10 protein-coding genes are annotated in these 12,553 nt (G+C 68.3%); 4 read left to right on the forward strand and 6 right to left on the reverse strand.

Annotation, left to right across the window (positions count from 1 at the left end; translation table 11 throughout):
- Window positions 1-57 precede the first annotated feature (57 nt).
- The 5 genes from CU254_RS06415 to CU254_RS06435 are packed head-to-tail and all read right to left on the reverse strand — an operon-like array spanning window position 58 to window position 4,912.
- On the reverse strand, window positions 58-1,053 hold the full coding sequence (locus CU254_RS06415; RefSeq protein WP_037712750.1) for an ABC transporter substrate-binding protein: 996 nt from the start codon (window positions 1,051-1,053) through the stop codon (window positions 58-60).
- Window positions 1,054-1,084: 31 nt separating this feature from the next.
- Complete coding sequence (locus tag CU254_RS06420) at window positions 1,085-2,128, reverse strand: ABC transporter permease (protein ID WP_009073898.1); 1,044 nt, start codon at window positions 2,126-2,128, stop codon at window positions 1,085-1,087.
- On the reverse strand, window positions 2,125-2,889 hold the full coding sequence (locus CU254_RS06425) for an ATP-binding cassette domain-containing protein (RefSeq protein WP_009073900.1): 765 nt from the start codon (window positions 2,887-2,889) through the stop codon (window positions 2,125-2,127). The genes CU254_RS06420 and CU254_RS06425 overlap by 4 nt, the downstream gene beginning before the upstream one ends.
- Before the next feature lie 5 nt (window positions 2,890-2,894).
- Entirely contained in the window at window positions 2,895-3,932 is a 1,038-nt protein-coding gene (locus CU254_RS06430; protein ID WP_009073902.1) for a class I mannose-6-phosphate isomerase, read from the reverse strand.
- Window positions 3,929-4,912 carry a LacI family DNA-binding transcriptional regulator gene (locus CU254_RS06435; protein ID WP_037712752.1) on the reverse strand — a complete coding sequence of 328 codons (984 nt, stop codon included), beginning with the start codon at window positions 4,910-4,912 and terminating at the stop codon, window positions 3,929-3,931. Before CU254_RS06435 ends, CU254_RS06430 begins: the two co-directional genes overlap by 4 nt.
- Window positions 4,913-5,229: 317 nt before the next feature.
- Between CU254_RS06435 and CU254_RS06440 the strand changes: the two genes are divergently transcribed.
- From CU254_RS06440 to CU254_RS06450, 3 genes are all read left to right on the forward strand, one after another.
- Window positions 5,230-8,481 carry a GH92 family glycosyl hydrolase gene (locus tag CU254_RS06440; RefSeq protein WP_078560716.1) on the forward strand — a complete coding sequence of 1,084 codons (3,252 nt, stop codon included), beginning with the start codon at window positions 5,230-5,232 and terminating at the stop codon, window positions 8,479-8,481.
- Window positions 8,482-8,556: 75 nt separating this feature from the next.
- On the forward strand, window positions 8,557-10,944 hold the full coding sequence (locus CU254_RS06445; RefSeq protein WP_037712755.1) for a GH92 family glycosyl hydrolase: 2,388 nt from the start codon (window positions 8,557-8,559) through the stop codon (window positions 10,942-10,944).
- A 313-nt stretch (window positions 10,945-11,257) separates the two neighbouring features.
- Window positions 11,258-11,626 (forward strand): DUF3817 domain-containing protein, encoded by a 369-nt coding sequence (locus tag CU254_RS06450; RefSeq protein ID WP_009073907.1) that lies wholly within the window; start codon window positions 11,258-11,260, stop codon window positions 11,624-11,626.
- Window positions 11,627-11,678: 52 nt separating this feature from the next.
- Here CU254_RS06450 and CU254_RS06455 read toward each other — a convergent pair whose 3' ends face one another.
- Window positions 11,679-12,179 carry a MarR family winged helix-turn-helix transcriptional regulator gene (locus tag CU254_RS06455; RefSeq protein ID WP_009073908.1) on the reverse strand — a complete coding sequence of 167 codons (501 nt, stop codon included), beginning with the start codon at window positions 12,177-12,179 and terminating at the stop codon, window positions 11,679-11,681.
- Between the two features lie 70 nt (window positions 12,180-12,249).
- On the opposite strand from CU254_RS06455, the gene CU254_RS06460 reads away from it, so the two are divergent.
- Window positions 12,250-12,552 (forward strand): thiamine-binding protein, encoded by a 303-nt coding sequence (locus CU254_RS06460; protein ID WP_009073909.1) that lies wholly within the window; start codon window positions 12,250-12,252, stop codon window positions 12,550-12,552.
- Window position 12,553: the final 1 nt, after the last annotated feature.

Here is a 12,553-nt window from a genome sequence, read left to right on the forward strand (position 1 = left end):
CCGTAACATGGCGAAGGGGACTTCCGTGCGGAAAGTCCCCTTCGCTCAGGCCAGAGGTCAGCAGCTCTGCTTGTAGAAGTACTTCGAGTTCGCGTCCAGGTCGTCCTTGGTGATCGAGTGCAGCTGCGCGGTCAGGTCCCGTTCGGTCGGCTTGCCCTCGAGCGCGGCCACCGCCTGGTCGACGCCCTTCGTGCCGATCTGCGCCGGGTCCTGCGCGATGAGCGCCTGGTACTCGCCCTTCTTGAGACCGTCCACTTCGGACGGGCTGGCGTCGAAGCCGACCAGGTTGACCTTGCCGATCTTGCCCGCGTTGCGCAGCCCGGTCGCCGCGCCCTCGCCGGTGTTGAGGTTGGTGGCGAAGATGCCGACGAGGTCGGGCGTCGAGACGAGCGCAGCGGTCACCTTCGACGCGGCCTGCTCCGGTTCGTTCTGGGTGAACTGGATGCCGACCGACTTGAGGTTCGGATGGTTCTTCAGCTCGTCCTCGAAGCCCTTCGCGCGGGCCGCGGTAGTGGAGGTGCCCGCGATGGTGTCGAGGATCAGCACCGAACCCGGCTTGTCGCCGACGAGCTTCGCCATGGTCTGCGCGGCCAGTTTGCCGCCCTCGGCGTTGTCCGAGGAAACCGACGACACCGCGACGCTCTTGTCCTTGAGCGAAGTGTCGACCTCGACGATCTTCGCGCCGCGGTTCTTCACCTGCTGGATCGGCGCCAGCATCGCCTGGTCGTCGGTCGGGGCGACCAGCAGCGCGGCAGGCGGGTTGGAGCCCAGCGAGTTGACGATGGACGTCTGCATGGTGGCGTCGAACTTCTGCGGTGCCTGCACGGTCAGTTCGTAGCCGAGCTTCTTCGCTTCTTCCTGCGCGCCGCACTGCATCGAGATGTAGAACGGCTCCGCTTGCACCCCCGGTACCAGCGCCAGCTTCTTGCTGTTCGCGGAGTTGGCGGCGGACCCGGACCCGCTCTGCCCGATCTGGCCGGTACCGCACGCGGTCACCAGCATCACCGCGGAGGCGAGCGTTCCCGCGGCGAGGACGGTTGTGCTGAATTTCATCGTAAGCACCTCTTTGTACTCGGGGACCGATTCAGCGGGAGTTGCGCTTGCGGCGCTGGCGCTGGTCGAACCACACCGCCGCGATGAGGACCGCGCCGACCGCGATCTGCTGCCAGTAGTCCTGCACGTGCGTGATGTTGAAGCCCTTCTTCAGCACGGCGGGGATGAACACCCCGATCACCGTGCCGAGCATCGAACCGACGCCGCCGAAGAGGCTCGTGCCGCCCATCACCGTCGCGGAGATGGAGTTGAGGTTGTCGGTGGCGTGCGCCGAGATCGTGGTCGACGTGTAGAACGCCAGCGACAGGAACCCCGCGAGCCCCGCGAGGAAACCGGTGAGCAGGTACACCTTGAGCAGGTGCGCGGTCACGCCGATGCCCGACCGCCGCGCCGCCTCCGCGTTCGAGCCGACGGCGAACGTGTAGCGGCCGAACCTCGTGGTGTGCAGCAGCCACGCGCCGATCAGCGTGATCGCCACGGCCACCAGCACGAGGTTCGGGATCCCGCCGAACGACGTGCCGTATCCGAGCACCCTGTTCAGTTCGGCGGGCATGCTGTTCACGTCCGACCCGTTGTTGAGCAGATAGGCCACGCCGAGCGCCGCGCCCATCGTGCCGAGCGTGACGATCAACGGCGGGATGCCCGCCACCGCGATGAGGAATCCGTTGATCAAGCCCCAGAGCGTGCCCGCGAGCACCGCGGCGACGAGCCCGGCCGTGATCACGCCCCATCCGGCCTGGGAGGCGTTGCCGCCGCTGAGCGCTTCCATCGTTTTGCCCGCGACCATGCCCGCGAAGATCAGCACCGAACCGACGGACAGGTCGATGCCGGAGGTGATGATCACGAACGTCATGCCGACCGAAAGCACCAGCAGCACAGACGTTTCGTTCAGGAGCATCTGGAAGGTGAACACCGTCGCGAACTGGCCCGGGGCGAGTACGGTGAAGACCACGATCAACGCGACCAGCACCAGCGAGATCCAGAACGTGTTCGCCCCGACGAGCCGTTTGCCCAGCGGCGGCTTGACGAACTCGCCGTCCACAGTGGTCTGGATGTCCTTCGCCGGGGCGCTCATGCCGCCTCCTCCTGGACCAGCGCCCCGGTCATCGCCGCGACCAAGTCTTCGAGTTTCGTGTCCGCCCCGGCGAACCGGGCGACGCGCCTGCCCTGCAGCAGCACCTCGATCCGGTCCGAAACCGAAAGCACCTCGGGCATGTTGTGGCTGATCAGCACCACCGCGATGCCCTTGTCCCGGACTTTCTTGATCACGTCCAGCACGCGTCCGCGCTGCCGCACGCCCAGCGCCGCGGTCGGCTCGTCCATGAACACGACCTTCGACGCCCACGCCACCGATCGCGCCACCGCGACGCTTTGCCGCTGCCCGCCGGACAACGAGCCGATCGACACCTCGGTGCTCTGCAGCTTGACGCCGAGCTTTTCGAACTCGACCACCGCCTGGCGGCGCATCTCCGCCTTGTCCAGCATGCCGAGCTTGCCCAGGATGCCCTTGCGCGGGATTTCCCGGCCGAGGAACAGGTTCGCCGCCGGATCGAGGTCCGGTGCGACGGCGAGATCCTGGTACACGGTCTCGATCCCGGCGCGGCGCGCGGCCACCGGAGAGTCGAGGTGGACCTCTTTCCCGTCGAGCAAGATCCGGCCCGACGTCGGCTGTTCGGCCCCGGACAGGCACTTCACGAGCGTGGACTTGCCCGCGCCGTTGTCGCCGATCAGTGCGGTCACCTCGCCCGCGCGCGCCTGGAAAGACGCGCCGCGCAAGGCTTCCACCGATCCGTAGTGCTTGGTCAGGTCCACCGCGTCGAGCAGGATCTCGCTCATCGGCGCTAACTCCTTTCCGGGGCGGGCGGACGGCAGCGGATGACGGTGAGCGAGCCGGACAGTTCGGTCTGGCCCGCGGAGAACGGCACCGCGTAGGTGTCGCCCTTGGCCACTCGGAACTCGCCGCCGTTCTCAGTGCGCAGGGTGCCCTCTCCGTCGAGCGCGACGAGCACGCTGAACGACGGATCGAGCGAGAAAGCGTTGCCGGACAACTGAACGCGGTCGGCGCGGAAGAACTCCGCCGAGTCCGGCGCGAGCAAGTCCACTGTGGTCGCTTCGTCGCCGGAGGTGTGCTTCACGATCGTCTTGAGCCGGTCGTCGTCCCAGCCCGAGGTGTCGAGCGTTTCGATCGCGGTGTCGAAACCGATCCCGAGGTGGCCCTTTTCCGGCGAGGCGAGGAAATCACGCCATTCCAGGGTCAGCGAGAAGTCCGTCGGCTGCTGCAGTTCGACCACGAACACGCCCTCGCCGATCGCGTGCGGCAGCCCGGCCGGGATGTAGACCGTGTCGCCCGCCTGCACCGGGATGCTGTTGAGCGCGCCCAGCATGCTCGGCGCGTCCTGTTCGCGCGTCCATTCGGCGACAGTGTCCTTGCTCAGCGTCTCCCGGAAACCCGGGTACACGCGCGGATCGTCACCGTAGGTGCCGACCACGATCCACGCCTCGGTCTTGCCGAAATGCGAGTCGAAGTGCTTGCGGGCGAAGGAATCCGACGGGTGGAAGTGCACCGGAAGCCGCTGTCCGGCGTCGAGCAGCTTGACCAGCAGTCCGGTCGAATCGCCGAGCTTGGCGACGTGCGCCGCGCCCAGCCACGCCTCGGCGTCCGCGCGGATCGCGTCGCGCAGCCAGATCCCGCTGGGCAGCTTGGTGAGACCGTGGGTCTCCTGGCCGAACATGGTCGTGACGGAACCGACCCAGTCCTCCGGCCCGAATTTCGAGTCGGTGCCGCTGGCCCCGCGCAGGGCGGCGATCGCGTCGCCGCCCCGGTAGAACTGCGGCGGCTGGTTGGCCGGGAGCGCGACCGGCTCGAGATGCTGGGTCACAGGGCGGCCTCACCGGAACCGCGGGCGACTAGGTGCACGGGCAGAACTACCTTTCTCGGGGCGGACTGGTCGCCCTGGATGCGGGCGAACAGCAGCTCGGCCGCTGCGTGCCCGAGGGCGCTGACGTCGTGGGCGATCACGGTGACCGGCGGGTCGAGCAGATCCGCCAGTTCGAAATCGTCGAAGCTCACCAGCGCGGGCCGGCGTTCGGCGTGCGCGAGCGCGCGCAGCAGGTGCACCGCGACCCGGTTGTTGCCGGCGATCACGGCGGTGGCCGGGTTCGGCCCGCCGATCAGCTTGCGCACGGCCTGTCCCACGGTTTCCGGCGTCGGCGTCTGCATCGCCACGAGGCTCTCGTCGTAGGAGATCCCGTTGCGCACACAGCCTTCCCGGAACCCGCGGAGGCGTTCGGCGGCGGTGAAGATGTCCGGGCTGTCGCCGAGGAACGCGATCCGGCGGTGGCCGTGCCGCACGAGGTGGCCAACCGCCTCGATGGTGCCGCCGAGGTTGTCGACCAGCACGGTGTCGGCCACGATGTCGCCGGCCGGCCGGTCGAGGAACACCACCGGCGTGCCCGCGCGCATTTCCGGCACGAGATAGCCGTGCTGCAGCCCGGCGGGCACGATCAGCAGCCCGTCCACGCGCCGGGCGCAGAATTCCAGCGACAGTTCGCGTTCGCGGTCGGAGTTCTCGCCGGACGACCCGGTCAGCACGTGTCTGCCGAACGACGTCGCGATCCGTTCCACCGCGCGGTTCAGCTCGGAGTAGAAGGGGTTGCCGACGTCCTCGACGACCAGGCCGATGGTGCCGGTGGTCGAGCCGCGGCGCAGGTTGCGCGCGCCGAGGTTCCGGCGGAACCCCAGCTGTTCGATCGCGGCCACCACGCGCTCGGCGGTGTCCGGATGCACCGCGGGCTCGTCGTTGACGACCCGCGACACCGTTTTGATGCTGACGCCGGCCAGCCGGGCCACATCGCTCATCGTGGCCCGCCTGCTGGCGGGGCGGGGAAGCCCGTCCGCGTCCCGGCCCGAGTGAGACAACGTTGTCATAATGCCGGGGATTGGACACCATGCGGCTGCTCGCTGTCAATGCTTGCCGCTTCGCGCTGCCCGCTTCGCCGAATCCGCTGGTGCGGATGGTGGACATCGTTGTCTCGAATCGGACAGGCTCTCACCATGGTCTTGACGATCCGGTGAGCCATTGCCGAAGGTAGCCCGCATCGACGGTGCGCGACAAGGTTGTCATCGATGCCTCGAGGTCGGTGGCGGCGGGTTCGCGCCGGACAACTGGAGAGGCGATGGCGATGGCGCGAGCGCGCTGGAGAGCCGGACTGATCTTCCTGACTTCCGCGGTCGTGGCGGCGGCAGCACCCGCCGCCCCCGCACTGGCCGATCCCGCACAGGCGGATTCCGCGAAAGCCGCTGACCTGGCGAAGTGGGTGAACCCGTTCGTCGGCACCCGCCCCGGCGGCGCGGACCACGGAACCGGCGGCGGCGCGGGCAACACCTTCCCCGGCGCGGTGGTCCCGTTCGGGATGGTGCAGTGGAGCCCGGACACGAAGAAATCCCAGCCGGGCGGCTATTTCTACGACGACAACACGATCACCGGGTTCAGTCTCACGCACCTTTCCGGCGCGGGCTGCACCACGTACCAGGACCTGCCGTTCATGCCGTACGTCGGCGAGATCAGCACGTCGCCCGCGACCGATCCGGGCCACTACACCTCGACCTTCTCGCACCAGAACGAGCACGCGACCGCGGGCGCGTACGACGTCGCCCTCGACAACGGCGCGAAAGTCGAACTGAGCGCGACCCAGCGCACCGGTTCCGGCCGGTTCACCTACCCGGCGGGCGCGGCGTCGACGTTGCTGGTCAACACTTCCGGCTCGGTCAACGGCACGGACGACGCGTCGATCAGCATCGGCAAGGACACCATCAGCGGCTGGGCGACCAGCGGCCGGTTCTGCGGCGCGAAGGATTCGTACCGGGTCTACTTCTCGGCGAAGTTCGACACCCCGTTCGAATCCGTCGGGACGTGGAAGAACGGCGCGGTGACGCCGGGCAAGACCGCGGAGACCGGCGGCGCGAAGGCGAAGGTCGCGCAGCCCAACGGGATCGGCGCGTCGCTGGCGCGTCCGGCCGCGGCGAAACCGCAGGACACCACGGTCAGCGGACCGGGCAGCGGCGGGTACGTGACGTTCCCCAACCTCAACGGCGCGCAGGTCAACGTCCAGGTTGGACTGTCCTTTGTGTCCGTCGACGGGGCGAAGGCGAACCTGAAAGCGGAGAACAACGGCACGAAGTCGTTCGACGCGGTGGCCGCGTCCGCGCGGCAGGCGTGGAACGACCAGCTCGGCAAGATCCAGGTCAGCGGCGGCAGCGACGCCGACACCACGACGTTCTACACCTCGCTGTACCACTCGCTGATCCAGCCGAACGTCTTCTCCGATGTGGACGGCCGGTACCCGGGCTTCGACGGCCGGATCCACCAGGCCGAACGCGGCCACGCGATGTACACGAACATCTCCGGCTGGGACATCTACCGTTCCGAGGTCCCGCTGCTGGCCACGATCGCGCCGAAGCAGACCTCGGACCTCGTGCGCTCGATGATGGCCTTCGCCGAACAAGGCGGTTCGTGGGACCGCTGGACGGTGGCGAACGACTACACCGGCGTGATGAACGGGGATCCGTACCACATCATCGTTTCCAGCGCCTACGCGTTCGGCGCGCGTGACTTCGACGCGCAGAAAGCGTTGCTGCTCATGATCAAGGGCGCGACGCAGCCGACGCAAGGGTACGTCGAGCGTCCGGGCCTGCAGGACTACCAGCGGCTCGGCTACGTGCCCGGCGCGGCGGCCGACACCCTGGAGTACACGAGCGCGGACTTCGCCATCGCCCAGTTCGCGAAGCGGCTCGGCGACAGCGCCACGTACACGACGTTCATGAAGCGCGCGCAGTACTGGCAGAACCTCTACAACCCGGGCAGCGGCCACCTGCAGCCGCGCAACTCGGACGGTTCGTTCTCCGCGAACTACGACCCGGCCAGCTCGCAGGGCTGGGTCGAGGGCAACGGCGCGCAGTACGACTGGATGGTCCCGTACGACCTCGCCGGTCTCGTGACCGCGTTCGGCGGCAACACCGCCACGCAGTCGCGTTTGGACACTTTCTTCACGAAGCTGAACGCCGGAACCCATGAACCGTACGCGTTCCTGGGCAACGAGCCGAACTCGAACGCGCCGTACGTGTACTCGTTCGCCGGTGCCCCGGCGAAGACGCAGAACATCGTGCGCCGGGCGATGGACGAGCTGTACAACCCACGTCCGGAAGGCCTGATCGGCAACGACGACCTCGGGCAGATGTCGTCCTGGTACGTCTGGTCCGCGCTCGGCGTCTACCCGGAGATCCCGGGCCGCGCCGAAACCGTGCTCACCACGCCGCGCTTCGCGCACGCCGAGGTGACGACCGGGGCGGGCAAGAAGATCACCGTCAACGCTCCCGGCACCGGCGAGTACACCGCCGGCCTGAAGGTGAACGGCAGCGCGGCCAGCAAGGCGTGGCTGTCGGAAGGGCTGCTCTCGCAAGGCGGCAAGCTGGACTTCACCCGCTCGACGACCGCGACCGCGTGGGGCTCCGCTCCGGCTGACGCGCCGCCGTCGTTCCGCGAACAGGAGAAGCCGAGCCTGTCCTTTGTGGACCCGGCACGCGCGGTGGTGCCCGCCGGCACGACCTCGACCGCCTCGGTGGGCGTACAGGATCTCTCCGGCACCGCGAGGACCTGGACCTACTCGGCGGGCAGCGCGGACGGCATCACGCTGACGCCCGCGACCGGTTCCGTCCAGGTCCCAGCGGCGGGCAAGGGCCGCGCGGACGTGACGGTGAGCGTTCCGGCGGGCACCTCCGACGGTCCGCGCCGGATCCCGGTCACCTTCTCCTCGCCGGGCCTCGCTGACGTCCAAGCGGTGCTGACCGTCCTGGTGGCGAAGCCGAACAGCTGGCTGGCCACCGTGAACAACACCGGTCTGTCGCCGGACGCGAACTCGGCGGCGGGCAACTTCGACGGCGGCGGTTGGAGCTACTCCGCAGACGCGCTGGCCAAGGCCGGGGCGAAGCCGGGCGGCACGGTGTCGAGCGACGGGCTGAACTTCACCTGGCCGTCGTACCCGGTCGGCGACCCGGACAACGTGGTCGCGGCAGGCCAGACGATTAACGTGTCCGGCTCGGGACGGCTCGCGCTGCTCGGCGCCGCCAGCAACGGCAACGCGCAGGGCACGCTCACCGTCACCTACACCGACGGCAGCAAGTCCACCGCTGCCATCGGATTCTCCGACTGGACCCTCGGCGGCGGCGGAGCGCAGCCGGCGTTCGGCAACCGGATCGTCCTGTCCACGCCGTACCGCAACTCCGCGGGCGGCGACCCGCAGCAGATCCGCACGATGGTGTTCGCCACCGCGCCGATCACGCTGGACGCGGGCAAGACCGTCGCGAGCGTGACGCTGCCGAGCGGCGTCAGCGGCGGCGACCTGCACGTGTTCGCCATCGCCGCGGGCTGACCTTCCGTGAGGGGAACCCTGAGGGACTCAGAGTCCCTCAGGGTTCCCCTCACGGACATTTCCCAGAGGAGTCTCATGAGGAGCAGGGTTCTGGCGAGTGCGATCGCGCTCGCTGTCACCGCGGCCGGGCTGACACCGGTCGCGGCGGAGGCACGTCCGGCAGATCCGCTGGACGCGGTCAACACGTTCATCGGCACGCAGGACGAAGGCAACACCTTCCCGGGCGCTTCCGCGCCATTCGGCATGGTGCAGTCCAGCCCGATCACCACGCATTACGCGGGATACCTCTACACCGACACCGCGATCCGCGGATTCGGCCATTTCTTCCTGTCCGGCGCGGGCTGCTGGGAACAGGGCGGCCTGGTATCGATGCTGCCCACCACCGGTGACATCGGCCCGGGCGCGGCGTTCGACACCAGCAAGCCCGCGACCTTCGACCAAACCAAGTACGCCGCGCCGTACACGCACGAAGGCGAAGTCGGCAAGCCCGGCTACTACAAGGTGCATCTCACTGGCTATGGCGGTATCGACGTCGAAACCACGGCCAGCACTCGCAGCGGCGTCGAGCGATACTCCTTCGACAAATCGGGACCAGCTAACGTTTTCGTGAACGTCGGGCAAGCCAACGCGAAGGAACCGGTCACCGGCAGCAGCGTCCGGATCGTCGACGACCACACCATCGCGGGCACCGTCGAATCACAAGCCTTCTGCGGTGGCAAGCCTTACACCACCTACTTCACCACGAAATTCGACCAACCGTTCACTTCCTACGGCACCTGGTCGCCGGACGGCGGCACGCCCGGCAGCCGCTCGGCACAAGGAGGAGCGGGTCTGCGCGGCGCGTGGCTGACCTTCCCGAAAGGCGGCCAGGTCACAGCCACCACGTCGCTGTCCCAAGTGGACGCTCGCGGTGCCGACACCAACCTCGCCGCCTCGCGCGTCCGTCCGTTCGACGCGGTGAAGAACGACGTCCAGCGCGACTGGCGACGCGAACTGTCCAGTGTGGACATCACCGGCGGCGCTCCGGACGACCGCACGGTCTTCTACACCTCGCTGTACCACTCCTTCCTGCAGCCGTTGACCGCGAACGACGCCGACGGCCGGTACTACGGCTTCGACAAGAAGATCCACCGCGCGATCGGCTGGACGTACTACGACTTCTTCTCCCTCTGGGACACCTACCGCTCGCAAAACCAGCTGCTCGCCCTGCTGAAACCGGACCGGGCCCGAGACATCGCGAAGAGCATCCTCGCGATCCACGACCAGGGCGGCTGGCTCCCGCGCTGGGCGTACGCGAGCCAGGAAACGAACACCATGACCGGCGACCCCGTGACGCCGTTCCTGGTCGACCTATGGCGATTCGGCGCGCTGAGCGGCGACGAAATGCACGCCTACCAAGCGCTGCTGCAGAACTCCCGCGAAATCCCGCCCGCGTCGTCGCCGTTCCAAGGCCGCTCCGGCAACGCGAGCTACCAGGCCGACGGATTCGTCCAGTACGACCCGAACTTCCCGAAGAAGGGCCAGGACACCGACCCGGCCCACGGCGCGTCCGCGACCCTGGAGTACGCGCTCGCCGACTGTTCCCTCTCGGTGATGGCCTCCGCGCTCGGCCGCAAGCAGGACGCGCAGCAGCTGGCCGCCAAGGGCCGGACGTACGCGACGCTGTGGGACCCGTCGGTGACCGATCGCGGCTTCACCGGCTACTTCCGCCCGAAGGTGACCGGCGGCAGCTGGTACACCCCGTCCGACGGCCCGTACAGCCCGCAGGGCCAGGACGGGTTCCACGAGGGCACCGCGTGGCAGTACCAGTGGCTGGTGCAGCAGGACGTGCCCGGCCTGGTCGCGAAGATGGGCGGCGCCGCCAACGCGGGCAAGCGGCTCGACGACTTCTTCGCCTACGACGATCTGGTGCAGGACCCGGCGAAGACCGCGCACGAGAAGTGGGTCGTCGGCCCGTACGACTACTACAAACAGTTCCGCTACAACCCCAACAACGAGCCCGATCTGCACTCGCCGTGGATGTACACGCTCACCGGGCAGCCGTGGAAGACCTCCGCGGTCGTGCGGGCGGCGCACACGCTGTTCACGAACGCCCCCAACGGCGTCACCGGCAACGACGACCTCGGCACCATGTCCGCCTGGTACGTCTTCAGCGCGCTCGGCCTCTACCCGGCCGTCCCGGGCACCGGCAACTTCGTGCTCAACGCGCCGCGGTTCGCCAAGTCCGTGCTGCACCTGCCGAACGGCCGCGACCTCACCATCAACGCGCGCGGCGCGACCGGGGCGCAACTGCAGTACGTCTCCGGGCTGCGCGTCAACGGCACGGCGTCGGGCAAAACGTTCGTCAGCCTCGAACAACTGCGCCGCGGGTCCACTCTGGACTTCTCGCTGACCGGCGACGCGCCGAAGGCCACGTGGGGAACGTCACCTTCCTCCGCGCCGCCTTCTCCTTGTGCCGGTTAGTGTTCAGTCGCGGACAGTCGGTGAAGGCCGCCTCCCGGATCCTGGGATCGGGAGGCGGTCTTTCCCGTTAACCGGGCATTTCCCGCCCGTTTCCGCCTGCCGTCCGGAATTGGTGCAGACCTTTGCGCTCGGTGCTCGTGACCAGAGTCACGGGCCCCGGTGTTCCGGTGAGGCCGATCACGCCTCACACTGGTCTCATACCCGTTCGACAGTGCTGTTGACGCCAGGCGGTTCCGTCCGTCGTGGACAGTCCGTCGGACGTGTTTTTTGTGTGTGCAGTCAGCACGCACCAGGTGACGCACAGGAGGATGTCGTGTCCAGCAAGGCCGCTCTCGTGTTCCGCGTGGCCGCAGTCGCCGAGGCTCTGTCCTGGCTCGGCTTGCTGATCGGGATGTTTCTCAAGTACGTCGTCGACGCGTCTAACCAGGGCGGCGTGCCCGTCCTCGGCATGGTGCACGGCGTCGTCTTCGTCCTGTACGTGATCACCTCCCTGTCCGTCGCGAAGCCGCTGGGCTGGCGCGGCAAGACCCTGGTGCTGGCGCTGCTCGCGAGCATCCCGCCGCTGTTCACCTGGCTCTTCGAGAAGTGGGCGCTGCGCAACGGCAAGCTCGACGGCCCGCAGCGGCTGACCCAGGGCGGCGTCGGCCTCTTCGTGCGCACGCGCGAGACCGTGAACGCCTGATCTTCGCTTTTCCGAAGGGCCCGCGCGACGACCGCGCGGGCCCTTCGTGCGTTTACGAGGTGAAGTCGCCCGCGGACTTGCGGACCTTGGTGAGCAGCTCGGTCAGCTGCTCGACCTGCCGCTCGGTGAGCCCGGTGAGCCCGAAGTCGATGTCGGTGACCGCGGCGGTGGCGGCTTCCCGCAGCGCCCGCCCCTCGTCGGTGATCTCGACGAGCGTCGTGCGCCGGTCGGTCGGATGCGGCACGCGCTTCACGAGCCCGTCGCGCTCGAGCCGGTCCACTATGTTGGTGACGCTGGTGGGATGCAGTTGCAGCCGTTCGCCCATCACCCGCATCGGCAGCCGCGCGTTGCGGGAGAAGGTGAGCAGCACTAGCGCCTCGTAGCGGGCGAAGGTGAGGCCGTGCGGCTTGAGCGCGCCGTCGACCGCCGACTGGATGATCTGCTGCACCCGCATCACACCGGTGACCGCGGCCATGGTTCCGGCCGGGCCGATCCGGTCTTCCCACAGCTGCGCGGCACGGGCGATCGGATCGAACGGCAGCGGACGGTTCATGGCAACCGAAGCTACCAGCGGGTACCCCGGTCGTGGGGGTCGGCCTGCGAGAACAGGGAAAGGAAGCCGCATGATCGTCGCGTTCAGCGTGAGCCCCTCGGCCGCGGAGCCGGACGGAGGAGTCAGCGAGGCCGTCTCGCGCGCGGTGAAGGTGGTCCGCGAATCCGGGCTGCCGAACTCGACCAGCTCGATGTTCACCGAGGTGGAGGGGGAGTGGGACGAGGTGATGGCGGTGGTGAAGAAGGCCGTGGAAGCCGCGGGCGAAGGCTCGTCGCGCGTCGGACTGGTGCTGAAGGCCGACATCCGCCCGGGCTACTCCGGGCAGCTCGCCGCGAAGGTCGAGCGAGTGGAAGCCCACCTGCGCGAGGACTGAG

Origin of the sequence: Amycolatopsis sp. AA4, assembly GCF_002796545.1 — a bacterium.
Taxonomy (GTDB): Bacteria; Actinomycetota; Actinomycetes; order Mycobacteriales; family Pseudonocardiaceae; genus Amycolatopsis.

What these genes read in the sequence shown, in the direction of transcription:
- CU254_RS06425 (WP_009073900.1), bottom strand. Translation starts at nt 2,889, where the DNA reads ATGAGCGAGATCCTGCTCGACGCGGTGGACCTGACCAAGCACTACGGA.
- CU254_RS06415 (WP_037712750.1), bottom strand. Translation starts at nt 1,053, where the DNA reads ATGAAATTCAGCACAACCGTCCTCGCCGCGGGAACGCTCGCCTCCGCG.
- CU254_RS06445 (WP_037712755.1), top strand. Translation starts at nt 8,557, where the DNA reads ATGAGGAGCAGGGTTCTGGCGAGTGCGATCGCGCTCGCTGTCACCGCG.
- CU254_RS06420 (WP_009073898.1), bottom strand. Translation starts at nt 2,128, where the DNA reads ATGAGCGCCCCGGCGAAGGACATCCAGACCACTGTGGACGGCGAGTTC.
- CU254_RS06460 (WP_009073909.1), top strand. Translation starts at nt 12,250, where the DNA reads ATGATCGTCGCGTTCAGCGTGAGCCCCTCGGCCGCGGAGCCGGACGGA.
- CU254_RS06455 (WP_009073908.1), bottom strand. Translation starts at nt 12,179, where the DNA reads ATGAACCGTCCGCTGCCGTTCGATCCGATCGCCCGTGCCGCGCAGCTG.
- CU254_RS06435 (WP_037712752.1), bottom strand. Translation starts at nt 4,912, where the DNA reads ATGAGCGATGTGGCCCGGCTGGCCGGCGTCAGCATCAAAACGGTGTCG.
- CU254_RS06440 (WP_078560716.1), top strand. Translation starts at nt 5,230, where the DNA reads ATGGCGATGGCGCGAGCGCGCTGGAGAGCCGGACTGATCTTCCTGACT.